This is a genomic window from Streptomyces sp. NPDC093544, from assembly GCF_040683495.1.
Classification (GTDB): domain Bacteria; phylum Actinomycetota; class Actinomycetes; order Streptomycetales; family Streptomycetaceae; genus Streptomyces.
The window spans coordinates 1-22,641 of record NZ_JBFBEA010000027.1 but is presented as its reverse complement, the minus strand read 5'-3'; the positions used below and the strand labels follow the sequence as shown (position 1 = coordinate 22,641).

18 protein-coding genes, 1 pseudogene and 1 riboswitch are annotated in these 22,641 nt (G+C 70.0%); of the genes and pseudogenes, 12 read left to right on the top strand and 7 right to left on the bottom strand.

The window, feature by feature from the left end; genetic code table 11:
* Positions 1 to 40 precede the first annotated feature (40 nt).
* Positions 41 to 841: pseudogene (gene rarD / locus AB0N66_RS33250) on the top strand (EamA family transporter RarD); the annotation flags it as partial.
* On the opposite strand, the gene AB0N66_RS33245 reads toward rarD, so the two are convergent.
* Positions 826 to 2,313: an MFS transporter gene (locus AB0N66_RS33245; protein WP_365442039.1), complete on the bottom strand. Its 1,488-nt coding sequence runs from the start codon at positions 2,311 to 2,313 to the stop codon at positions 826 to 828. The pseudogene rarD and the gene AB0N66_RS33245 overlap by 16 nt on opposite strands.
* Positions 2,314 to 2,399: 86 nt before the next feature.
* On the opposite strand from AB0N66_RS33245, the gene AB0N66_RS33240 reads away from it, so the two are divergent.
* Positions 2,400 to 2,840 carry a helix-turn-helix domain-containing protein gene (locus tag AB0N66_RS33240; RefSeq protein WP_365442037.1) on the top strand — a complete coding sequence of 147 codons (441 nt, stop codon included), beginning with the start codon at positions 2,400 to 2,402 and terminating at the stop codon, positions 2,838 to 2,840.
* 133 nt (positions 2,841 to 2,973) lie between these two features.
* Here AB0N66_RS33240 and AB0N66_RS33235 read toward each other — a convergent pair whose 3' ends face one another.
* Entirely contained in the window at positions 2,974 to 3,567 is a 594-nt protein-coding gene (locus tag AB0N66_RS33235) for a CGNR zinc finger domain-containing protein (protein WP_365442197.1), read from the bottom strand.
* Between the two features lie 37 nt (positions 3,568 to 3,604).
* On the opposite strand from AB0N66_RS33235, the gene AB0N66_RS33230 reads away from it, so the two are divergent.
* Positions 3,605 to 4,063: a VOC family protein gene (locus AB0N66_RS33230; protein WP_365442035.1), complete on the top strand. Its 459-nt coding sequence runs from the start codon at positions 3,605 to 3,607 to the stop codon at positions 4,061 to 4,063.
* A gap of 156 nt (positions 4,064 to 4,219) precedes the next feature.
* Complete coding sequence (locus tag AB0N66_RS33225) at positions 4,220 to 5,161, top strand: M28 family metallopeptidase (protein WP_365442033.1); 942 nt, start codon at positions 4,220 to 4,222, stop codon at positions 5,159 to 5,161.
* 209 nt (positions 5,162 to 5,370) lie between these two features.
* Here the strand turns inward: AB0N66_RS33225 and AB0N66_RS33220 are convergent, their stop codons facing one another.
* A complete protein-coding gene (locus tag AB0N66_RS33220) occupies positions 5,371 to 6,693 on the bottom strand; it encodes a tetratricopeptide repeat protein (RefSeq protein WP_365442031.1) in 1,323 nt (440 codons plus the stop codon).
* A 335-nt stretch (positions 6,694 to 7,028) separates the two neighbouring features.
* Between AB0N66_RS33220 and AB0N66_RS33215 the strand changes: the two genes are divergently transcribed.
* On the top strand, positions 7,029 to 7,610 hold the full coding sequence (locus AB0N66_RS33215; RefSeq protein ID WP_365442029.1) for an NAD(P)H-dependent oxidoreductase: 582 nt from the start codon (positions 7,029 to 7,031) through the stop codon (positions 7,608 to 7,610).
* Positions 7,611 to 7,627: 17 nt separating this feature from the next.
* Here AB0N66_RS33215 and AB0N66_RS33210 read toward each other — a convergent pair whose 3' ends face one another.
* The 4 genes from AB0N66_RS33210 to AB0N66_RS33195 all read right to left on the bottom strand — a co-directional run bounded on the left by AB0N66_RS33210 (position 7,628) and on the right by AB0N66_RS33195 (position 12,275).
* Entirely contained in the window at positions 7,628 to 8,506 is an 879-nt protein-coding gene (locus AB0N66_RS33210; protein ID WP_365442027.1) for an ABC transporter permease, read from the bottom strand.
* 4 nt (positions 8,507 to 8,510) lie between these two features.
* Positions 8,511 to 9,611 carry an ABC transporter ATP-binding protein gene (locus AB0N66_RS33205; protein WP_365442025.1) on the bottom strand — a complete coding sequence of 367 codons (1,101 nt, stop codon included), beginning with the start codon at positions 9,609 to 9,611 and terminating at the stop codon, positions 8,511 to 8,513.
* Between the two features lie 44 nt (positions 9,612 to 9,655).
* The gene (locus AB0N66_RS33200) at positions 9,656 to 10,879 is read right to left on the bottom strand and encodes a DUF2092 domain-containing protein (RefSeq protein ID WP_365442023.1); all 1,224 of its coding nucleotides are present in this window, start codon (positions 10,877 to 10,879) and stop codon (positions 9,656 to 9,658) included.
* 385 nt (positions 10,880 to 11,264) lie between these two features.
* Positions 11,265 to 12,275, bottom strand: a complete 1,011-nt coding sequence (locus AB0N66_RS33195; RefSeq protein ID WP_365442021.1) for a polyprenyl synthetase family protein — start codon at positions 12,273 to 12,275, stop codon at positions 11,265 to 11,267.
* Between the two features lie 356 nt (positions 12,276 to 12,631).
* Between AB0N66_RS33195 and AB0N66_RS33190 the strand changes: the two genes are divergently transcribed.
* The 7 genes from AB0N66_RS33190 to AB0N66_RS33160 form a co-directional block, all read left to right on the top strand.
* Positions 12,632 to 14,140 carry a peptide MFS transporter gene (locus AB0N66_RS33190; RefSeq protein ID WP_365442019.1) on the top strand — a complete coding sequence of 503 codons (1,509 nt, stop codon included), beginning with the start codon at positions 12,632 to 12,634 and terminating at the stop codon, positions 14,138 to 14,140.
* 17 nt (positions 14,141 to 14,157) lie between these two features.
* Positions 14,158 to 16,176 carry a CocE/NonD family hydrolase gene (locus tag AB0N66_RS33185; RefSeq protein ID WP_365442017.1) on the top strand — a complete coding sequence of 673 codons (2,019 nt, stop codon included), beginning with the start codon at positions 14,158 to 14,160 and terminating at the stop codon, positions 16,174 to 16,176.
* A 324-nt stretch (positions 16,177 to 16,500) separates the two neighbouring features.
* Positions 16,501 to 16,651, top strand: a riboswitch (cyclic di-AMP (ydaO/yuaA leader).
* 4 nt (positions 16,652 to 16,655) lie between these two features.
* Positions 16,656 to 17,411, top strand: a complete 756-nt coding sequence (locus AB0N66_RS33180) for a LysM peptidoglycan-binding domain-containing protein (RefSeq protein ID WP_365442015.1) — start codon at positions 16,656 to 16,658, stop codon at positions 17,409 to 17,411.
* A 175-nt stretch (positions 17,412 to 17,586) separates the two neighbouring features.
* Entirely contained in the window at positions 17,587 to 19,038 is a 1,452-nt protein-coding gene (locus AB0N66_RS33175; RefSeq protein WP_365442013.1) for a hypothetical protein, read from the top strand.
* Positions 19,039 to 19,118: 80 nt separating this feature from the next.
* The gene (locus AB0N66_RS33170) at positions 19,119 to 20,492 is read left to right on the top strand and encodes an AAA family ATPase (protein ID WP_365442011.1); all 1,374 of its coding nucleotides are present in this window, start codon (positions 19,119 to 19,121) and stop codon (positions 20,490 to 20,492) included.
* The gene (locus AB0N66_RS33165) at positions 20,489 to 21,763 is read left to right on the top strand and encodes a VWA-like domain-containing protein (RefSeq protein ID WP_365442009.1); all 1,275 of its coding nucleotides are present in this window, start codon (positions 20,489 to 20,491) and stop codon (positions 21,761 to 21,763) included. Before AB0N66_RS33170 ends, AB0N66_RS33165 begins: the two co-directional genes overlap by 4 nt.
* A 261-nt stretch (positions 21,764 to 22,024) precedes the next feature.
* Positions 22,025 to 22,641: response regulator transcription factor (locus tag AB0N66_RS33160; protein WP_365442007.1), on the top strand; the 617-nt coding region annotated here is incomplete at its 3' end.

The window sequence follows — 22,641 nt, the reverse complement described above, 5'->3', positions numbered from 1 at the left end:
AAGGCCGTACGGGCACGGCCTCAGGGGCGAGGAGGACGCGGTGGCGGCGAAGGCCAGGGGCGAGCAGCACATAGGTCTGCTGAACGGCATCGCCGCATACGGCATATGGGGCCTCGTCCCCCTGTTCTGGCCGCTTCTGGAGCCCGCCGGGGCGGCCGAGATCCTCGCCCACCGGATGGTGTGGTCGCTGGCCTTCGTCGGGATCGCGCTCGTCGTGATGCGGCGCTGGGCCTGGGCCGGTGAGCTGATCCGGCAGCCGCGCAAACTCGGACTGATCACGGTGGCCGCGGCCCTCATCACCGTGAACTGGGGCGTCTACATCTGGTCCGTGAACTCGGGGCACGTGGTCGAGGCCTCGCTCGGTTACTTCATCAACCCGCTGGTCTCCATCGCGCTGGGTGTGCTGATCCTCAAGGAGCGGATGCGGCCCCTGCAGTGGACGGCGGTCGGCGTCGCCTTCGCGGCGGTGGTCGTCCTCACCCTCGGATACGGCAGCCCGCCCTGGATCTCCCTCACCCTCGCCTTCTCCTTCGGCATCTACGGGCTGGTCAAGAAGAAGGTCAACCTCGGCGGCATCGAGTCGCTCGCCGCCGAGACGGCCGTCCAGTTCCTGCCCGCGCTGGCCTTTCTGCTGTGGCTGGGGTCGAACGGGAAGGCGACCTTCGTCACGGAGGGCGCGGGACACATGACGCTGCTCGCGGCGACGGGTGTGGTGACCGCGATTCCGCTGGTCTGCTTCGGCGCGGCCGCGATCCGGGTTCCGCTGTCCACGCTGGGGCTCCTCCAGTACCTCGCACCGGTCTTCCAGTTCCTGCTCGGCATCCTCTACTTCCACGAGGCCATGCCGCCCGAGCGCTGGGCCGGGTTCGCGCTCGTCTGGCTCGCACTGTCGCTGCTCACCTTCGACGCGCTGCGCACCGCGCGCCGGGCGGCACGGACGCTCAGGGCCGAGACCAGGGTCCCGAGGACCACCATCGCGACCGGCACGGTCAGCGCCGCGCGGAAGGCCGAAAGCGTCGCGTCCGGCTCATCGGCAGCCGGCCCCGATCCCGTCGACGCCAAGCCGTAGACCGCGGTCACCGCCGAGATCCCGATCGCCGAGCCGAACTGCGTCGCCGTGTGCAACAGCCCGCCCGCCAGCCCCTGTTCCGACTCGGCCACCCCGTCCGTCGCCGCGATCGTCAGCGGCCCGTAGGCGAGCGCGAAGGCGGTCCCCGCGATGATCAGCGTCGGGAACATCGCCGCGTACGACCAGTCGGCGCCGACGGGCAGGAACAGTCCGTACGCGATGACGGCGAGCACGAAGCCGCCGAGGATCACCCGGGCGTGGCCGTACCGCTCGACCAGCTTCGGGGTGAGCGTCGGCGCGAGGACCGCGTCGCAGCCCATCACGATGAGGGCGATGGCCGTCTGGAGCGCCGACCAGCCGCGCAGCTCCTGCAGATAGAGCGTCAGCACGAACTGGAAGCCGAAGAAGGCACCCACGAAGAGCAGCGCGCCCAGGTCGGCACGGACCACCGAGCCCTTACGGAGGAGGCCGAGGCGTACGAGGGGGGTGGCGGCGCGGCGTTCGACGGCGACGAAGGCGGTGGCGAGGAGCAGCGCCGCGAGCGCCGCCGCGGACGTCAACTGCCAGTGATGCAGGCCGTGTTCGAGACGGATGACGGCATAGGCGGCCAGCAGCATGGCTCCGGCGGCGGTGACGGCTCCGGTGAGGTCGAACCGCGCTTCTGCCGTACGGGGTCGGGGGCGCCCCTGCTGCACGGGGACCAGCCGGATCGCCGCGACGAGGATCGCACCCGCGAGCAGTACCGGCGCGAAGAACACCCAGCGCCAGCCGAGTTCGGTGAGCAGACCGCCGATGACGAGGCCGAGGGAGAAGCCGCCGGCCGCCGTGCCCGCGAAGACCAGCAGGGCCTTGTTGCGCTGGGGGCCCTCCTCGTACGACGTCGTGATCAGGGACAGCGCGGCCGGCGTCATGAACGCGGCGGAGACTCCCGTGATGAAGCGGGCGACGATCAGCATCCAGCCCTCTGTGGCGAAGCCGCCGAGTCCGGAGAAGGCGAGGAAGACCGTCAGCCAGAGGAGGAACATCCGACGGCGGCCCAGGAGGTCGGCGGCGCGTCCACCGAGGAGGGTGAAGCCGGCGTAGCCGAGGACGTAGGAGCTCATCACCCAGGCCGCGGTGGTCGTGGAGAGGTCGAGGTCGGATCTGATGGAGGGGATCGCGACCGCGAGCATCGCGACGTCGATGCCCTCCAGGAAGATCGTGCCGCAGAGGACCAGCAGTAATGCCCAGGCACGGGTGCCCATCGGGACTCCTCAGATAGGGGCGGTTACGCAACTGAGGGTCAGTTCCCTCTTGTAACCGTCGCCAGCCTGCGGCAGCATCGGCAGGTATGGAAGAAGGCACTTTGAAGTCACCGAGTAACTGCGAAGGCACCGTGGACTACGGGGACGCCGATCCCTTCCAGTGGGACACCCGGGAGGACTGCGAGGTGCGGCAGATCCTCGACCGGGTCGCCGGCAAGTGGTCCCTGCTCGTGATCGCCCTGCTCGATCGGCGCGTGCTCCGTTTCACGGAGTTGCGGCGGGAGATCGACGGGGTCAGCCAGCGGATGCTCACCGTGACGCTGCGGCAGCTTGAGCGGGACGGGCTGGTGAAGCGGACGGTTCATGCCGTGGTGCCGCCGCGGGTGGAGTACGAACTCACGCCGCTCGGCGGGACGTTGCATGCCACCATCCAGTCGCTGGTGACGTGGACGGAGCGGCACCAGGGGGAGATCGCTTCGGCCCGGGCGGACTACGACTCGCGGGCGTCAGCGGTGGCGGGTGGGTGACCGGAGGGGGTGACGGGGGTGACGGGGGGCTTTTTTCGCCCCCTCCGCCCCTACTCGTCCCTTGTTCCTGGGGGGCTCCGCCCCCAGACCCCCGCATCGCGCTGAACGCGCTCGTCCTCAAACGCCGGACGGGCTAAAAGGCCTCTGCCTGGCGGGCTCGGTGTGCGCGGGCCTTGTGGAGGTTGCCGCAGTGCTCCATGGCGCACCAGCGGCGGCGGCCTGGGCGGGATGTGTCGACGAAGAGCAGGTGGCAGTTGTGGGACCCGCACTCGCGGATGCGGTCGGCGTACGGGCCGGTGAAGAGGTCGACGGCGTCGCGCGCGACGGTGGAGAGGAGCTGGGTGCCCGTGGCGCCGGGAGCCCAGGCGTGTGTGCCGTCCGGTGCGATGCGGGCGACGAGTGGTGGTTCGGCCGCGGCCGCGTTGACGACGGCCAGGTCTCGGGGGCTCGGGGGACGGCCGTGGGCGCGGTCGGCGGTCAGTAGGAACAGGGCGTCGCGCACCGTCCGAGTGTGGTCCAACTCCCGTTCACTTATGGACAGTTCGAGCCCCGGCGACAGTCGGCTCCGTTCCGCCCAGCGCACCAGGTCCGACGGCTCGTGCAGCATCTCGTAGCGGGCGAACTCGCCCGGACCGCCCGTCGTCAGCAGTTCCAGGCAGAGCGCTCCCGGGTCGAAACGGTAGGACTTCCCGCCGTACGACACGAGGGTCAACCCCGGCGATTCCATTGCGCGCTCGCTCACGTAACCACTATAAGTGGTTACCATGACTCTCGCGCCCTTGCACTGGAAGCTCGTCATCGACGCGGCCGACCCGCACGCCCAGGCGGACTTCTGGGCCGCCGCCCTCGGCTACCGGGTCGAGGACAACAGCGCGCTCGTCGAACGGCTGCTGGGCCTCGGCGCCCTACCGGCCGAGGCCACCGTCGAGTCCCACGGCCACCGGGCCTTTCGGGACCTGATCGCAGTACGGCATCCGGATGATCCGTACGAGGAGGAGACCGGGACCGGCCTCGGGCGACGGCTGCTCTTCCAGCGCGTACCGGAGCCGAAGACCGTCAAGAACCGCCTCCATCTCGACCTGCACGCGGGGGCCGAGCGGCGTTCGGACGAGGTCGCCCGGCTGGAGGGACTCGGGGCGGCGGTGCTGCGACAGGTGAAGGAGCCGGGCGGCGAGTGGGTGGTGCTGACGGACCCCGAGGGGAACGAATTCTGCGTGCAGTAGTACGTCGTACGGGCTCCTCGTCGCACCTTGCCCCGCTATGCGAACTCCTCTGACCAAATAGCGCTCTTGACGGAAAGTTAGTCCCAGCTTCACCATCCAGGCACCCCATTCACTGTGGAATCCCTGTGGATTCCCACGGAATTCGGAGCCCCCCACATGAAGCTCTCCGTTACCGGGCGTGCCACCGCGGCTGCTGTCGTCGCCGCCGTCACGCTCCTCACCACCGGCTCGATAGCCGGCGCGGCGCCCGCACGAGTGGCCGCCGCGCCCGATCTCCCCGTGGCCAACATCAAGGCCCACCTCGCACAGCTGCAGTCCATCGCGACCGCCAACGGCGGCAACCGCGCGCACGGCCGCACCGGCTACAAGGCCTCGCTCGACTACATCAAGGCCAAGCTGGACGCGGCCGGATTCACCACGACCATCCAGCAGTTCACGTCCGGTGGCCGTACCGGGTACAACCTGATCGCCGACTGGCCCGGCGGGGACACCGGCCAGGTCGTCATGGCGGGGTCCCACCTCGACAGCGTGACGGCGGGCCCCGGCATCAATGACAACGGGTCGGGTTCGGCGGCCGTGCTGGAGACCGCGCTCGCCGTCTCCCGGGCGCAGTACCAGCCCACAAAGCATCTGCGGTTCGCCTGGTGGGGCGCGGAGGAACTGGGCATGGTCGGCTCGCGCTACTACGTCAACAGCCTTGCCACCGGCGACCGGTCGAGGATCAGCGGCTATCTGAACTTCGACATGATCGGCTCGCCGAACCCGGGGTACTTCGTCTACGACGACGATCCCGCCATCGAGAAGACCTTCCAGACCTACTTCGCGGGGATCGGCGTAGCCACGGAGATCGAGACCGAGGGCGACGGCCGCTCCGATCACGCGCCGTTCGACAGCGCGGGCATCCCGGTCGGCGGGCTGTTCAGCGGCGCGGACTACATCAAGACAGCGGCCCAGGCCGCCAAGTGGGGCGGCACGGCCGGCCTGGCCTTCGACCGCTGCTACCACGCGTCCTGCGACACGACGTCGAACATCAACGACACGGCGCTGAACCGGAATGGGGACGCCCTGGCTTACGCGGTGTGGGAGCTGTCCTTCTAACTCCCCAGTGGTTCTCGGTAGTTGTCCTTCTAACTCCCCGGTGGTTCCGCGGCAGTTCCCCCAGTTCCCCGTGCGGTGACGGGGCCTTGGCGGTTCGGTCGCCCTGCCCCGTGGTCGGTGCCATTCCTCTGGTCGAACGACTTGAGGCGTGCGGTCACCGGCCACGGGCGCGCGGGCTCTGGGTCCAGGGGGTCCAGGGGGCTAGGGGGCTAGGAGTTGTCGGCCTGGGCGCGGGCGCGTTCGGTCAGGCGGGACATGCGGGTGTGGGCCGATTCGAGTTGTTCGATGTCGTCGGCGGCGGGGCCGCCGTCGGCCGTGAGTTCGGTCCACACGCCGATCAGGTCACGTCCGAGTTCCAGACCCTGCGCCGGGTCGCGGACGGCGCGCCAGGCCGTGGCCGCGCTCTGTACGTTGCCGTACGCGGCATCCGGGTCCCGGTGCCGGCGGTGGACCCTGGCCAGGTCGAGCGACAGATGGAAGGACCGGGGCGCGTCTCCTGCCAAGTAGGCGATGTACGCGGTCAGTTCGCCCAGCCGCAGCACCTCCGGGTGCTCCGGGCCCAGCGCCTGCGTCCCCTCCGCGACAGCCCGTTCCGCCATGCCCGTGGCCTCTTCGATCCTGCCCTCCTGCACGGCTTCGTTGATCCGTGACACGGGTTCCGACAGGAAGGCCGCCTCGCCCACTCCTTCCGGCACCGGCGCCAGTACCGCTTCGGCGACGGCGTCGAAGCCTCGCACGGGAGCGGGCTTCGGCTCCGGCTCGAGGGCCGGCTCCAGATCCAGGCTCAGGGCGAGCGGGGACCTGGCGGCCTTCCGCGCGGGGGTCAGGTCCGGCGGCGGGCCGAACTCGCCCGTCGGGGGTCCCGCGACACCGGGCGGCGTATCCCCCTTCGGCTCCGGCAGCGTCCGCAGAGCGAAGGCCGACGGGGGGAGGACGCTCGGCGCGGGGTCGGTGGGCGCCGGGGGCCATACCGGGTCGACCGGCGGGGCGGGGGGCACCGGGGGCGTCCCGCCCGACGGAACCGGAGACGGCGGTGACATCGGCGGTTGCCGCACCTGTCCGGGCTCAGGCGACTGCGACTGCGGGTACGACTGGGGCTGCGAGTACGGGTACGACTGAGCCTCGGACTGCGGGTGCGAGTACGACTGAGGCTGGGACTGCGGATACGGATGCGGCTGGAATCGGCGCGGCTCCCCCACGTACGAGCTCGACCCGTCCACGTACACCTGAATCGGTACGACGAAGCCGGTGCGTTCGTCGTGGATCGCGGCGAGTACGGGTTGGCCGGTGGTGAGGGCGAGGCGGTGGAGGTGGTCGAGGACGGCGGCCTGGACGGTCTGGCCGGGGGCGGCGAAGACCGGCACGCCGCCGACCGTGGCCCCGCCGCCGATCGGAGCGGCGTCCCCCGCCGAGGCGGGCACCCGCACCTCCACCGGTGTGACCGCGGGGTCCAGGTACTCCCCGGAATCGGCACCCTCCTCAGCGCGCCGCCGCTTGAGTTCCCGCTTCTGTTCGCGGCTGAGTCGAGACATCGTGCCCTCACTCGGGGTGATCGGGGGAGGAAGGGTGGACAGGGAGAACGAAGACCGGGAGAACGAACGGGAGGACGGCGTGGAAGAGGATGTCCGCGCGTGTGTCCACCCGTCCACCCTGGTCCCGCAGACCACAGTGCGTCAACGCCGACGGGCCCGGAGCGGAGACGACCGGTGTCGGTCACCCTCGTACGCATCCTCGCCCCTCCCCTCACTTCAGCACCGGCCGGGGGTCCGAAACAAGAACCCACTGGACGACTAGATGCGTACGCATATATTGTGCACGCATGTAGTCGCGGCAGATGCCGTTTGCCGCGCGCACCCTAGGGGGACCCATGAGCCGCCATTTCCTGTTCCTGCTCGGCAGCAGCCGCTCCGACGGCAACACCGAGCTGCTGGCCCGTAAGGCCGCCGAACAGCTGCCCGCGGAGGCCGAGCAGCGGTGGCTGGACCTCGCCGAGCATCCACTGCCGGACTTCGAGGACCTGCGCCACGACAGTGACCACCTCCGCCCGACCGAGGGCAGCACGGGCCTGCTCCTCGACGCGACGCTCGCCGCGACGGACATCGTCATCGCGTCGCCGCTGTACTGGTACTCGGTCTCCGCCTCCACCAAGCGCTACCTCGACTACTGGTCGGGGTGGCTGCGCACCCCCGGTGTCGACTTCAAGGCCACGATGGCGGGGCGCACCCTCTGGGGGGTCGCCGCGCTGGCACACGAGGAGCAGGAGGTCGCCGATCCGCTGATCGGCACCCTCAACCACTCGGCCGCGTACATGGACATGCGCTTCGGCGGAGTCCTGCTCGGCAACGGCAGCAAGCCCGGTGACGTACTCAGCGACAGCGAGGCGCTGGCCCGCGCGAAGACGTTCTTCGCGCAGGAGCCGCCGCTCGCTCGCTTCCCCTACGACAGCTGAGCACCGGGTCCCGGGCCTCAGGCCGTGATGTCCTTCGTCGTGAACCGTGCCCACGCCGCCGAGCCGAACACCGCCGCGTACAGCGCTTGCAGGCCAAGGTTGTGGACCAGGTCGTCCCAGTACACCGGGTCGCGCATGAGGTCGGCGAAGGACAGCCAGTAGTGGGAGAAGAAGTACGGCTGGAGCGCGTGGAGTTGGGGGATCTGGTCGAGGATCTGGATGGTGATGAGGAGCCCGACGGTCGTCGCCATCGCCGCGATGCCGCTGCCTGTCAGCGTCGAGATGAACAGGCCGAGCGCCGCGACACCGATCAGTGACGCGGCGACGACCAGTGCGATGAGCAGGGCCCTGCCGAGTCCCTCCGCGAAGCTGATCCGGGTCCCGGAGATCGTCGTCAGCTCGCCCAGTGGGAACAGCAGCGCACCCGTCGCGAGCGCCGAGGTCGCCACCACGAGGGTCGCGACCAGGCAGAACGTCATGGTGGTCGCGTACTTGGTGAGGAGGAGGCGGGTGCGTCCTGCGGGCGCGACCAGGAGGTAGCGCAGGGTTCCCGCGTTCGCCTCGCCCGCGATCGCGTCGCCCGCGATGACGCCGATCGCCATCGGCAGGAAGAAGGGGAGTGTCGCGGCGAGCGCCGTGAACACCAGGAACAGGCCGTTGTTGGTGATCTGCGAGATGAACGCCGGTCCTTCGCCTCCGCCGCCGGGGCCGCCCCCCGATCCGTCGCTCGTCTCGATCTTGATGGCGATACCGATGAGGACCGGTACCGCCGCGAGCACGCCGAGCAGCGCGATGGTCCGCCACCGTCGGAAGGTGGTGACCAGCTCGCTGCGGAACAGCCCGAACGTCCACAGCGGGCCGGGCGCACGCGTACGGACGGCTTCAGTCTGGGACATGATCTCAGCCCGCGACATCGAACCCCTCCCCCGTCAGCGCCACGAACGCGTCCTCCAGCGAGGCCCGTTCGACCCCGAAACCGCGGACCCGGACGCCCGCCGTGACCAACGCGGCGTTCAGCTCGGCGAGTTCGCGATCGGGAGGCTCGGCGGTCACCCCGGTGTCCGTCACGACGAGATCCCCGACTCCTTGTTCCTTCAGTACGCGCGCCGCGTCCGCGGGATCGGGAGTCGTCACCACGAGACGCCCACGCGCACCCGCCGCGAGATCGGTCACCGCGCCCTGGGTGATGAGCCGGCCCTGCGCCATCACGGCCGCGTGCGTACACACCTGCTCGATCTCGTCGAGCAGGTGCGAGGAGAGGAAGACGGTCGTACCGTCCGAGGCCAACTCCCTTACCAGGGAACGGATCTCGCGCATGCCCTGTGGATCGAGGCCATTGGTCGGCTCGTCCAGGACGAGCAGGCGGCGGGGCTGGAGCAGCGCTGCCGCGAGCCCGAGCCGCTGCTTCATACCGAGTGAGTACGCTTTCGCCTTCTTGCCCGCCGCGGCGGCGAGCCCGACCCGGTCGAGGGCGGCCGCGACGCGCGTACGCCGGGTACGCGGGTCGGCGGTCGGGTCGGCGGCGTCGTACCGGAGGAGGTTGTCGCGGCCGGAGAGGAAGCCGTACAGCGCGGGGCCCTCGATGAGGGCGCCCACGTGCGGGAGCACGGCGCGGGTGGCCCGGGGCATGGGCTGCCCCAGGACACGCGCCGTGCCCGAGGTCGGCTGGATCAGGCCCATCAGCATGCGGATGGTGGTGGTCTTGCCCGAGCCGTTCGGACCGAGGAAGCCGAAGACGCTGCCCGCCGGGACGGTCAGGTCCAGGCCGTCGACGGCGAGCTGTCCGCCGCGGAAGCGCTTGGTGAGCGCACGGGTGACGATCACGGCGTCCTCGACCGGGATCACCTCGACCGTGGTCCCCGCGGCCGGGGACCCTGCGGCCGTTTTCGCCGCGTGGCCCCCGGCGGCCGTTTTCGCCGCGCCCGTTTTCGCCGCGACCGCGCTCACCGTCCCTCCCGTGTCGCCCACCGGGTCGGGCTCCGCGGCGGACAGCTCCTCCATAGACTCCTCAATTCGTCCTGCGGTCCGGCCTGTCCGTACGAGACCTACTGAGCCGCGTTGGCCGCCTTGACCAGCGCGTCCTTGGTGACGGCACCGGCGTACACCTTGCCGTCGTCTGTGATCAGCGCGTTGACCAGGCGGGTCGAGAAGACCGTGCCCGAGCCGAACTTGCCGGTGACCTGGTCGCCGAGGGAGTTCAGGAACCCGTCGACGTCGCCGTTGCCGGAGGAGCCGGACGGTACGCCCTCGCCGCCCGTGTCGAACTCGGCGATGGAGTTCCAGCCCTCACCGATCGTCTTGAGCCCTTCGAGCCCGTCGAGCCCAGCGCCCAGGTCTTCGTCGGACTTCTTGGCGGACTCCGGCGCCTTCACGTCGTCGCCCTCGGTGACCTTCGCACCCTTGGGCGGGGTGAAGTCGAAGGTCGAAGCGGCCGGCTTGGAAAAGTCGACCTTGGTGAAGCCCGCGTCCACGACGGCCGCGCCGCCGCTCGCCGGGGTCAGCGTGAACTTCAGCGGCAGCCCCGTCTTCGAGTCGACCGCGATGGTGATCGCGCCGACCGTGGAGCCGGACTGCTTCGGCTTGATGAGCAGCTTGTACGCGTCACGGCCCGCGACCTGCGCGGTGCCGTCGACGGTCACGGAGGTGGTGTCGTCGACGGCCTTGAGGGCCTCGTCGGCGAGCTCCTGGGGAGTGGCCGGGACGTCCTGACCCTTCTCCGTCTGACCCTTCTCCGTACCGGACTTGGGCGCGGTCGAGTGGTAGACCTCGTTCGACTTGCTGTCGTATCCCCACACGTCCGTGCCGTTGTGGATGAGGCTGTACTCGGCGGCGCTGTCCAGCAGGGAGACCTTGGACTTGTCCGGGCCGTCGGCCGCGACGCGCAGCGTGTGCGTGCCGGTGGCCAGCTCCAGGAGCTTGGACGACGGATCGGCGGACGAACCGTCACTGCCACCGCCCTGTACGGCCCCGGAAGCGAAGCTGCTCTCCAGGCCACCCAGGTCGGGAAGCCCGAGATCGGTGCTGATCTTGACGGTGCCGGACAGCTGCTGGACGTCCGACTTGGCGATCTTCTCGATGAGCTGCTGGGCGCTGATCTTGGGCAGGTCGGGGTCCCCGGAGTCGGCGAGCGCGGGGACGAGCCCGATGGTTACCGCCGCCACCCCCATCACCGCGACCGGGACGACGTAACGCGCCGCCTTCCGCCGGCCGGTGCGCACGTCCTCGGCCTCGTCGGCGTTCGTGCTGTGGTCGGATTCGTACGGTGCCATGTGTGCCTTACCTCCGTCGTCGGCGGCGGCTCGTCGTACTGCACTGGTCCACTCTTAGCCGCCATTCTCACCCGAACCGGTGAGGAGTGGTGTTGTCCATCTGACCAAATCGGCGGGAGAGATGCGTCAGACCCCGGACGCAACTCCGCGTACTCCTGCGGTATGACGTAACGCGGTGGTGTCTCCCGCAACCCGTAGGGGTTGGCGGGAGACACCACCGCGCCGGTGACCGTGCTGCGGTCGCGTGCGATCGGGTGCGGCCGCGTGCGATCGGGCATGCCCGTCCGGCGACCGGCCTCCCGGTGGCTGGAGACTGGAGACCGGACTCGGTCGAAGAATGTGACGTACGCCACAACTGCTCCGGCGGGGTTCCTACGGGGCCGGGTCACCCCGCCCGATGCACCACCGCGTCGCACAACTCCACCAGCGCCGCCTTCGCGTCGCACTCCGGCAGCGGAGCCAGCGCGGCCCGCGCGTCCTCCGCGTACTGCACGGTGTCCCGCCGGGCCTGCTCGAGAGCCGGGTGCACCCGCAGCCTGGCCAGCGCCTCGGCGTGCCGGGCGTCATCCGTCATGTCGGAGTCCAGCAGCTCGCACAGGGCGATGTCCTCGGCGAGACCGAGCCGGGCGACCCGCTCCCGCAACCGCAGCACCGGCATCGTCGGAATCCCCTCACGGAGATCCGTCCCCGGCGTCTTGCCCGACTCGCGCGAGTCGGACGCGATGTCCAGTACGTCGTCCGCGAGCTGGAAGGCGACACCCAGCCGCTCCCCGTACTGCGTCAGCACATCCACGACGGTCTCGTCGGCCCCGGACATCATCGCGCCGAACCGGCAGGCGACCGCGACCAGGGAACCGGTCTTGCCGCTGAGCACATCGAGATAGTGGTCGACCGGGTCACGGCCGTCGCGCGGACCCGCGGTCTCCAGGATCTGTCCGGTGACGAGCCGTTCGAACGCCTCGGCCTGGATCCGGACGGCGTCGGGACCGAGGTCGGCCAGGATGTAAGACGCGCGCGCGAAGAGGAAGTCGCCGGTGAGGACGGCCACCGAGTTGTCCCAGCGGGTGTTCGCGCTGGGCACTCCGCGCCGTACGTCCGCCTCGTCCATCACGTCGTCGTGGTACAGCGTGGCGAGATGCGTCAGCTCGACGACCACGGCCGAGGGCACGACACCCGGCGCGTAGGGGTCCCCGAACTGCGCGGCGAGCGTCACGAGCAGTGGCCGGAAACGTTTGCCGCCGGCCCGCACCAGGTGCTGCGCGGCCTCCGTGATGAACGGAACCTCGCTCTTGGTGGCTTCGAGCAAACCCTCCTCGACAGCCGCCAATCCGGCCTGGACATCGGCTTCGAGAGCCTGGTCCCGCACGCTCAGCCCGAACGGCCCGACGACGGTCACGAGAGGTTCTCCTGTCTGCTGACGATCACATGGCGAACTCGGTCGATCATTCGGTCGGTGACGCGGTTTGTCGATGTGTCGCTGCCATCACTCAAGTCAGCGTATCCGGTCACGTTTCGATCACCACGAGCGCCCACCGTCCCCATAGCCGACTTCCCTCACGAGTTCCCCCGGGCGGGACGGACAGTCCACAGCCCCAAGGAGAAGGAAACCTCCACCCGAACGGAAGGCGGCTGCACGCCCGGCGGTGCGACATCACGAGCGGTATGTTCTTGATCAATTGATACGAGCCGATATCCGCCCACTTGCCAGGCTTCCCTCTGTCGCGTCAGCGCCCCGTAAGGAGACCGGCCGCCGTGTCCCGCAGCACCGTCGAATCCGAGCCAGGCAGTGAGCCGCCTCCGCCTCCCGGTGACGACCACGCCTTCTTCGGCCAGCCCAGGGGCCTGCTCACCCTCTCCGGCCTGGAGGTCTGGGAACGTTTCTCGTTCCTCGGCATGCAGGCGATCCTCGTCCTCTACTTCGCGGACACCGTCGCCCACGGCGGCATGGGCATGTCGTCGGGCACCGCCGCCTCGGTGTCGGCCGCGTACGGAACGCTCGTCTACCTGGTCTCGGTCGCCGGTGGCTGGCTCGCCGACCGGATGCTCGGCTCGTACCGCGCGGTCCTGTGGGGCGGCATCCTGATCGCCTGCGGCCACTACTCCATGGCGGTCCCGACGGGCACCCTGACCTGGGTCGGCCTCGGCCTGATCAGCGCGGGCACCGGCCTGCTCAAGCCCAACGTCGCCACCATGGTCGGCAAGCTCTACCGCACCGAGGACGAGCGCCGTGACGCCGGGTTCGCCCTCTACTACATGTCGATCAACATCGGCGCCTTCGCGGGCCCGCTCGTCACCGCCTGGCTCGGCGACCACCGGGGCTGGCACTGGGGTTTCTCCGCGGCGGCGGTCGGCATGACGTTCGGCCTGATCCAGTACGTCATGGGCCGCCGTCACCTGGCCGGACGCAAGCGCGCGGCGGAATTCGCCCTCGCCCCCGACGCGATGCGCCGGACGGTCCTGCTGATCGGCCTCGGCCTCCTCGCGGCGGCCGTACTCGCGACCGTCCTCGCCGTGGCCGGCTATCTGACGATGGGCCGCTTCGTCGACCTGCTCACCCTCATCTCGGTGATCGCGCCGGTCGTCTACTTCGCGGTGATGTTCAGGAGCCCGCGCGTGACGGACGCCGAACGCGGCCACCTGCGCCCGTACGTCGTCCTCTTCCTCGCCTCGACCGTCTTCAACTTCATCCTCTTCCAGGCGTACTCGACGATGATGCTGCTCGCCGCGTCGAACGCCGAGAGCAGGATCCTCGGTTACGACTTCCCGGCCGGCTGGTACGCCTCCGCGCTCGGCGCCTTCGAGGTCGCCCTCGCGCCCGTGGTCGCCGCGCTGTGGGTCCGGATGGGCCGCAACCAGCCGCACGCCTCCAACAAGATCGCGATCGGGGTCGTACTCGGCGGCCTGTCCTTCCTGCTGATCGTGCTGCCGACGAGCGGACACAGCAGTGACGACTACCTGATGTCGGCCTGGTGGATCGTCGGCTCGTACCTGCTCCTCGGCCTCGGCGACATCCTCCTGGAGACGTCCGGCATGTCCGCCACCACCAAGCTCGCCCCCATCGCCTTCTCCAGCCAGACGATGTCCCTCTGGTTCCTGTCCCTCGCGCTCGCCAACGGCATCCAGGCCCAGACCGTGAAGCTCTACGACGACGTCTCCAAACCGGCCTACTTCGGCGTCAACGGCGCGATCGCGGTGGCCGCGGGCCTCGCCGTGATGGCACTCGCCCCCTGGCTGCGCCGCACCATGTACCCCGTCCACTGAAACCACCGGGATCACGCATGCGCATCCGTACGTCCTTCCCCTACGAGTCCGCTCACGAGGACGTCCTCATCCCCCTCCCGGACGGCACACGTCTGTACGCACGCGTCTGGCGCCCCCTGACCGACGAGCCCGTACCGGCGCTCCTCGAATACCTCCCGTACCGCCTCACGGACTGGACGGCGCCGCGCGACTGGCAACGCCATCCCTGGTACGCCGGTCACGGCTACGCCTCCGTCCGCGTGGACGTCCGCGGCCACGGCAACTCGGAGGGCATGCCGACGGACGAGTACTCGCAGACGGAACTGGCCGACGGGGTGGAGGTGGTCAACTGGCTGGCTTCCCAGCCCTGGTGCTCGGGCAAGGTCGGCATGTTCGGCATCTCCTGGGGCGGCTTCAACTCCCTCCAGATCGCGGCCCTCGCGCCCGAGCCGCTCAAGGCGGTCGTCACCGTCTGCTCGGCGGACGACCGTTATGACAACGACGTGCACTACATGGGTGGTTCCGTCCTCGCCGTCGACATGCACGCCTGGGCGGCCACGATGCTCGCCTTCGTCGCCCGCCCGCCGGACCCGGTACACGTCGGCGAGGTGATGTGGCACGACCTGTGGGTGAAGCGCCTTGAGGCGGTGGAGCCGTACCTCCACACCTGGCTGTCGCACCAGACCCGGGACTCGTACTGGAAGCACGGCAGCGTCTGCGAGGACTACGGCGCGATCCAGGCCGCCGTCCTGGCGGTGGGCGGCTGGCACGACCCGTACCGGGACACGGTGTTGCGCCTGGTCGAGAACCTGCCACCGGATCGCGTACGAGGCCTCATCGGCCCCTGGTCGCACCAGTACCCCGACCGGGGCCTGCCGCCGGGACCCGCGATCGGCTTCCTCCAGGAGACCCTGCGCTGGTGGGACCACTGGCTGCGCGACGGGGACACCGGAGTGGTGGACGGGAACACAGGAGTGATGTCGGAGCCGCTGCTGCGCTCGTACGTCATGGACGCGCACCCTCCGGCAACGGTGTACGACGTGTTGCCGGGCCGCTGGGTGGGTGACGAGACCTGGCCGTCCCCCTCCGTGACACCGGTCTCGTACGGCCTCCGGGGCGCACCGGTACTGGTCCGCTCACCGCAGCACACGGGCGTCGACGCGGGCCGCTTCTTCCCCTTCGGGAACGACGCGGATCTGCCGCCGGACCAGCGGGAGGAGGACGGGCGGTCGGCGTGCTTCGAGTTCGAAGTCCCGGAGGAAACATGGGTGTTGGGCCGTCCGAAGGTGCGGTTGCGGCTGACGTCGGAGGCGGAGCGCGGCCAGGTGATCGCCCGACTCTGCGATGTGGCCCCCGACGGCTCCTCCACACTCGTCACCCGAGGCGTACTGAACCTGTCGGCGCGCCATGGCCGTGACCAGGCGGTTCCCTGGAAGCCGGGCTCTACGGAGGACGTGGTTTTCGAGCTGAACGGCATCGGTTACGCATTCCCGCCCGGTCACCGGATCCGCCTCGCGGTCTCCTCCGCGTACTGGCCCTGGATCTGGCCCCAGCCGGGTTCGGAGTCGGGCTTCAACCTGGACCCGGCGGGCAGCGCCCTCGAACTCCCCGTACGGGCAAGGCAGTCGGCGTTCCCGATCGCCTTCGAGGAACCGGAGGAGTCCGAACCCCTGGGAGTGGTCGTACCGGCGACCCTGGACGAACCCCGCCCCGAACGCCTCGTCGTGCGCGACGTGGCCAAGGGCGAGTGGCGCCTCGAAGTCGACCCCCGCTACGGCGGCACCCGCGTCTATCCGGACGGCCTCGAATTCACGGAGGACGTGCTGGAGACGTACACGATCAACGAGTCGGATCCGCTGTCGGCCCGCACCCGCTCGACATGGTCGATCCGCCTCCACCGCCCGGACCTGCCGTGGGACGCGCGCGTCTCGACCACGTCCAAAATCTCCTGCGACGCCGATGAGTTCATCACCTCGAACGAGGTGATCTGCCGGGACGGTGACGAGGTGGTTTTCCACCGGACGTGGGAGAAGAGGATCCCGCGGACGGCGGGGTGAGCGGCGGCCGGCAACCACCGCATGCTGCCCGTATTGCACCCTGATTGCCTACGGTGCCGCTTTGTTCATGCTTGGTCGCGTGAAATGGGTCACGTCCGGACAAGATCGACGTCTCGACCCGCCTCGCGATGCCTCGCAATTGCCCATTCGCGAAAGGTAAGTTGAGTTTCATATTCCGGACACAATCGGGCGATTCCCCCTGTTGTGTGTGCAGGCGAAAGCGATCTACGGCGTCAAATCGGGCCTTGTTCCAGACATGTGCTCTCGCATACGTTCACGTCGATCCAGGCGGAACGCCGAATCCTGCCGCCGCCCGGAACCCCACCCATCCACGCGCTCACGGCAGGAGCGGGGGACCCAGGTAAGCCGCCGATCCGGACACCGGCTCGGCTAGGGGTGAAGCCGCACCCACCACGCGGCCGGGCAGCTCCCGCCCGAACCCGACAGCTCACCTCGCAGGCGCCGGAGAGGAATTCGTCATGCCCGTACGAGGCAAGCACCGCCGCCCCAGGACCAGCCACCTCACCCGTGGCATGGTCGCCGCCGGAACGGGCGGAGTCGCGCTCGCACTCCCCCTGGTGAGCGCGACCGGCGCCCACGCCGCCACCACCGCCGGCGTTCCGGCCCAGGCAACCGCGGCTACGAAGGCCGCTCCGGCCGCCGTCCCCGACGTCAAGCTCGTCACGTACAAGGTCGTCGCGGGCGACACCCTGTCCAAGATCGCACGGGAACACACCACGGACGACAGCTGGCAGGCCCTCTACAAGGCCAACGCCGCGGTCATCGGCTCCGACCCGACACTGCTTCGCCCGGGCACCACCCTGACCGTGGGCACGAAAACCACCCAAACATCCACGAAGTCCGCGGAGTCGACCGCCTCGACCTCGAAGTCCACGGTGACCCCCGCGACCTACTCCAACGATCTCGACGGCTGGATCAAGGAATCCCTGGCCGTCATGGCCCAGTCCGGGATCCCGGGCACCTACGACGGCATCTACCGCAACATCATCCGCGAGTCCGCGGGCAACCCCGCCGCCATCAACAACTGGGACTCCAACGCCGCCGCCGGCACCCCCTCCAAGGGCCTTCTCCAGGTCATCGACCCGACCTTCGCCGCCTACCACGTGGCCGGCACCTCGATGGACCCCTACGACCCGGTCGCGAACATCACGGCGGCCTGCAACTACGCCGCCGCGAAGTACGGCTCGATCGACAACGTCAACGGGGCTTACTGACGGGGCAGTTCAGACGTACGGCTGTGGGTGGGGTCTGCCGCGGGCACGCGGGCGGCCGGGCAGACGCACCCGCCAAAATGCAGCTGCCGGATGGCGGTCGGGACGCTATGCTCGCCGCGATGATGACTCAATCTGCTGGCAGATCGGGGGTCCCGTCCGCGCAAGGTGAGTGCTGATGCTCACTCAGACCGCGAACGAGGACTCCCGCCTTTCCTTCTGGTTGCGCGTGCGCGAGTTCGCCGTGCCACCCTCCATGATCGAGACCGCGACCGCCCGCCGTCGTGCCGGGGACTGGGCGGGGGCGTGTGCCGCCGCAGGCATCGATGTCGATCTCAATCCGCGTTCCGTGGCGCGCAGTCACGGCCACGAACTCGCCGCCCGCATCCGGGCCGATCTCCGCCATCTCGCCCCTGACCTGCTGCGCTGGCACCTGCCGAGGGTCGCGCCCGACGGGTTGCTGCGCCCGGGTCTGACCATCGCGCTGGCCCGGTACGAGTACGAGTACGACGACGCGGAGCGCGAGGGAGAACACCCGGACCCGGTGTACCTGGTAGTGCGGACTCCGCCTGCCTGGGCGGACGCCGGTCAGCGGATCAGCCTCGCGCTGTGGGGCGGCCCCGGCCCCCGCTTCGAGTCCGGGGCGTGCCGACATCCGCATCCCCGTCCCAACCGGCGGTTCCGCCTCGATCTGCACCGTCATCTGTGGGACGCGCGCAGGGCCGATGAGCTGCGGGTCCGGGCCGGGGCCGATCGGCCGCCCGGCCCTTCTGTGGACCCCGGTCCGCTGGAGATGGTGCCGCGGGGGCGGCAGTGTGCCGTCGAGCGGTGGGCGGCCGAGGCCGAGATCTTGCTCCGCGCCGAGGGGCGGGCGAGCGGTACCGGTGCCGTCGCGGTGCGGTTCGGTGACCGGCGTCGGCTGACCTTGGACTTGATCGCGGACGGAGACGGCCCCGGGCCGCCCGCCATGCGGATCGCCGCGGCGCCCATGGCGGGCAGCTGTAGCGCCTCCGCACTGCCGATCCTGCCCGACGCTGCGACCTGGGTGCTGCCCGACCTGGAACTGCTCCGCACCGGTGCGTTGGAGCCCGACCGGCTGCATCCGCTGGTCGCCTCGGCACTGGTACCGGGTCGTTCGCCGACCGGTCTCCGGGGAGGTTCCTCCCCCGTTCCGGACCGGTCCGCAGGTCAGCCCCGACTCGTGGAGTGCCGGGGAGCCGAGCACCGGATCGGCCTGGTCGACGGGGTACTGGCGGCGCTGGACCACGACCCGGCCGAGATCCGCCGGGAGGAACTGCTGGTCGCGCTGACCGGCACTCCGCTTCCCTGCCTACAAGCCATCGATGAGGCGCACCGTCGTCCGGACTGTCTCGTCGGCGTCCGCGAACGCCTGGTCCACGGCGACATCACCGGTGCGCTGGCCGTCGTCGAAGGCTTGTTGGGCCCCGACGCGGTGCTGCGCGGCGGCGCTCTACGGGACGAGCTCGAGGCCGCCGCGCGGCGGCGGATCACGTACGGACTGTTCCGGGCGGGCCTGATCGAACCCGGCCCCGGCCGCGTCCACTTCCACCCGGATTGCCACCGTCCGCGTGGCGGCCGCGCCCATTCGCACCACGCGATCGCCCACTGACCTGCGGGACCTCCCGCTGCCTCGAGAGCCTCCGGCCCTCGCACCAACTCGCTGCACCACGAACCCAAAGGTGATCAAACATGCCCACACGCATCCTGTCCGCCCCCACCGACACTCTCTCCGCCTCCCCGACCGCTGCCGTCGACACTCTCTCCACCTCCCCAACCGCTGCCATCGACACTCTCTCCACCTCCCCAACCGCTGCCATCGACGCCCTCTCCACCTCTCCCCCCGCCTCACAACTCGACGTAGCAGGCGAGTTGCTGACCCTGTTGCGCGACGCCGGTACCGAACCGCGCCCCGACACCCAGCTGGAGGCCCTGACGCTCGCGGTCGCGGCCGACCTGCCCGTACTCCTGTGGGGTGAGCCGGGGATCGGCAAGACCGCGGCCCTGACACAGCTCGCGGCGGCCCTGGATCTTCCGCTGACCACGGTCATCGCCAGCGTGCACGAGCCGTCCGACTTCTCGGGGCTGCCCATCATCGGAGACGACCCCGCGGAGCAAGGTGTCCCGATGGCCCCGCCGGACTGGGCAGTACGCCTGGTACGGGCCGGCCGAGGGCTGCTGTTCCTGGACGAGTTGTCCACCGCACCGCCGGCCGTCCAAGCCGCCCTGCTCCGCCTCGTGCTGGAGCGGCGGATCGGTTCGCTCCAACTGCCGCCCGGGGTACGGATCGTGGCCGCCGCCAATCCGCGTTCCTCGGCGGCCGACGGCTGGGAGCTGAGCCCGCCGCTGGCCAACCGGTTCGTCCATCTTCAGTGGACCCACGACCACGAGGTCGTCGTACGAGGACTCGGCGGGACCTGGCCACGGGCGACGCTGCCACGGCTCGACCCGGAGAAGCTGTCGGGGGCCGTTGAGTTCGCCCGCCGTGCGGTGTGCGAACTCCTCGCCGCCCGCCCCACCCTCGTACACCGACTGCCCAGCAACGAAACCCGCCGGGGCGGCGCCTGGCCGTCACCCCGAAGCTGGGAGATGACCCTGTGCCTGATCGCCTTCGCGACCGCGGCCGGCTCCTCCCGGGAGGTGCTTTCCCTACTGGTACGAGGCACCGTCGGGGACGGCCCGGGGCTCGAACTGCTGGCAAGCCTGGACCGGATGGACCTCCCCGACCCCGAGGTCCTTCTCGCCGACCCGGCGGGGGCGACCCTGCCCGAACGGGGGGATCTGCGCCAAGCGGTACTCGACGGTGTGGTGGCGGCGGTCCGCCGACGCCCGGAGAAGTCCCGCTGGGACGCGGCCTGGGCCCTACTGGTCCGGGCGTTGGAGACCGGAGCCCCTGACCTGGTGGTCGTCCCCGCGACCACACTCGCCACACTGCGCCAGGAGGACTGGGACGTTCCGGCATCGATCGAGCGGCTCGCCGGCGCGGTGTCCCTGTCCCGGCGTGCGGACCGGGCGGCGGCACAGTCCGCTTCCCGTGCGGCGGGCGCCGCGAAGGCGGGACGATGACCCCGGACGCAGCGGCAACACTCGGCGGCGCACTCGATCGCGACAAGCTCTTCGCCGCCCGACTGCACGCAGCCCGGGTCCGGCCCTACTTGGCGACGGCGCTGTTCGCCCTGCACACCGTGCCGTCACGGCGGGTACCGACGATGGCTGTCGACCGGTACTGGCGGTGCTATGTCTCATCGGCGTTCGTGGACCGGACACCGGTGGAGGAACTGGCCGCGGTATGGGTGCATGAGGTGTCTCACCTGCTGCGCGACCATCACGGGCGCAGTGACCGGTTCGCGCGGCAGCACGGCCTGACCGGACCGGCGGAACGGCTGCGGATGAACATCGCCGCGGACTGCGAGATCAACGACGACGTGTACGGCGACGGGCTGATCCGGCCCGAAGACGCCCTCCAGCCGCTGTCCTTGAGGTTGCCCGAGGGGCAGCTCATGGAGGACTACCTGCGCCAGTTCCGCCTCGGGCCGCTCACCCAACACCTGGCCTGGCTGGACTGCGGCAGCGGCGCCGACGGACTGGAACGGGAGTGGGAGCTGGGTCCTGACGGTGCGCACGGCCTCAGCGCGCAGGAACAGGACGCGGTCCGGTTCCGGGTGGCGCAGGGCATCACCGCGCGCCCTGGGCACTCCCCCAAGGGTTGGCAGCGGTGGGCGGAGGAGGCGTTCCATCCGCCGCAGCCGTGGCGGGAGTTGCTCGGAGCGGCGGTCCGCTCGGCGGTCTCCGGCTCCGGCGCGGGCGAGGACTACACCTACGGCCGACCCTCACGGCGCTCTGCCGGGGTGCCCGGCGCCGTGCTGCCGAGCCTCCGGCGCAGGCCGCCCCGGGTTTCCGTGGTCATCGACACCTCCGCGTCGGTCAGTGACACCGAACTGGGCAGCGCGCTCCTCGAAGTCGCCGCGATCTCCCGCGCCTTGGGCGGCCGCCGCGACCTGATCACCGTGGTCCCGTGCGACGCGGCGGCCCGGATCGCCCACCCCCTGTGCCGCGCCGAGGGGATCCCCCTGGTGGGCGGCGGCGGTACGGACCTCCGCACAGGCTTCGCCAAGGCCCTGCGAACCGGACCCCGACCGGACGTCGTCGTCGCCCTGACCGACGGCCAGACCCCCTGGCCGTCCACGCGCCCACCCTGCCGAACGGTCGTGGGCCTCTTCCCCCGACAAGACGAAACCCCGTCCTGGGACGAGGACGACCCCGACTACGTACCGGATTCGCCGCCGGATTGGGCACGGGTGGTGGACATCGGGTCGGCTCCGTCAATGCGCTCTTGAGTGCCTGGCAGGCCCGCGAACCGACGACGGGCCCATGGCGGTGGAGCGGGAGAACGGTGTGTCGGCCGAATGACCGACAGGTTCCCGTGAAACCGGTACGCGCGGGCGACGCGGAGGGACTCGGCCCCGAGCGACCATGGGCGGACGGTGCACCGGCCGTCCGTGGGGACGGCGGGATCCGCGCCGCCGTCAGTCGGGTCGGCCCGGCTGATCACTCCGGTAGGGACAGATGGCGGCTGATCACTGTGGTAGGAACAGGTAGTGGCCGATACGCGGATCAATGTGGTGATCGCTGACGACCAGCAGTTGGTGCGGACCGGATTCAGCCTGATCCTGGGGGCGCAACCGGGCATCACCGTGGTCGGGGAAGCGGCTGACGGTGTCGAGTGCATCGCTCTGGCACGCCGGCTGCGCCCGGATGTGGTGCTGACCGACATTCGAATGCCGCGGTTGGACGGTCTCGACGTGGTGCGGCAGTTGGCCGGGCCGGGCGTGGCCGATCCGATGAACGTCGTGTTGATCACCACCTTCGACCAGGACGACTACGTACGGACCGGGCTGCGGAACGGGGCGTGCGGATTCCTGCTGAAGGACGCCTCTCCGGGGCTGCTGGTGGAGGCGGTGCAGGCGGCGGCCCGTGGGGACGCTCTGGTGTCACCGGCGGTGACGGTCCGCCTGCTGCGTCGGCTGGAGGAGACCGAGCGGGGCTCGGCGTCGGGTGACGCGGGGGCTGCCGGGCTCAGTGAGCGCGAGCTGGACATCGTGCGTCTGGTGGCTGTGGGGCGTACGAATCAGGAGATCTGCGACGGGCTGTTCTTGTCGTTGTCGACGGTGAAGACGTATCTGGCGCGTATCCAGGCCAAGTTGAAGGCCCGTAA

Excerpts from the sequence above, each read along its gene's own strand:
- AB0N66_RS33245 (WP_365442039.1), bottom strand. The coding sequence starts at position 2,313 with ATGGGCACCCGTGCCTGGGCATTACTGCTGGTCCTCTGCGGCACGATC.
- AB0N66_RS33240 (WP_365442037.1), top strand. The coding sequence starts at position 2,400 with ATGGAAGAAGGCACTTTGAAGTCACCGAGTAACTGCGAAGGCACCGTG.
- AB0N66_RS33235 (WP_365442197.1), bottom strand. The coding sequence starts at position 3,567 with ATGGAATCGCCGGGGTTGACCCTCGTGTCGTACGGCGGGAAGTCCTAC.
- AB0N66_RS33230 (WP_365442035.1), top strand. The coding sequence starts at position 3,605 with ATGACTCTCGCGCCCTTGCACTGGAAGCTCGTCATCGACGCGGCCGAC.
- AB0N66_RS33225 (WP_365442033.1), top strand. The coding sequence starts at position 4,220 with ATGAAGCTCTCCGTTACCGGGCGTGCCACCGCGGCTGCTGTCGTCGCC.
- AB0N66_RS33220 (WP_365442031.1), bottom strand. The coding sequence starts at position 6,693 with ATGTCTCGACTCAGCCGCGAACAGAAGCGGGAACTCAAGCGGCGGCGC.
- AB0N66_RS33215 (WP_365442029.1), top strand. The coding sequence starts at position 7,029 with ATGAGCCGCCATTTCCTGTTCCTGCTCGGCAGCAGCCGCTCCGACGGC.
- AB0N66_RS33210 (WP_365442027.1), bottom strand. The coding sequence starts at position 8,506 with ATGTCCCAGACTGAAGCCGTCCGTACGCGTGCGCCCGGCCCGCTGTGG.
- AB0N66_RS33205 (WP_365442025.1), bottom strand. The coding sequence starts at position 9,611 with ATGGAGGAGCTGTCCGCCGCGGAGCCCGACCCGGTGGGCGACACGGGA.
- AB0N66_RS33200 (WP_365442023.1), bottom strand. The coding sequence starts at position 10,879 with ATGGCACCGTACGAATCCGACCACAGCACGAACGCCGACGAGGCCGAG.
- AB0N66_RS33185 (WP_365442017.1), top strand. The coding sequence starts at position 14,158 with ATGCGCATCCGTACGTCCTTCCCCTACGAGTCCGCTCACGAGGACGTC.
- AB0N66_RS33180 (WP_365442015.1), top strand. The coding sequence starts at position 16,656 with ATGCCCGTACGAGGCAAGCACCGCCGCCCCAGGACCAGCCACCTCACC.
- AB0N66_RS33175 (WP_365442013.1), top strand. The coding sequence starts at position 17,587 with ATGCTCACTCAGACCGCGAACGAGGACTCCCGCCTTTCCTTCTGGTTG.
- AB0N66_RS33170 (WP_365442011.1), top strand. The coding sequence starts at position 19,119 with ATGCCCACACGCATCCTGTCCGCCCCCACCGACACTCTCTCCGCCTCC.
- AB0N66_RS33165 (WP_365442009.1), top strand. The coding sequence starts at position 20,489 with ATGACCCCGGACGCAGCGGCAACACTCGGCGGCGCACTCGATCGCGAC.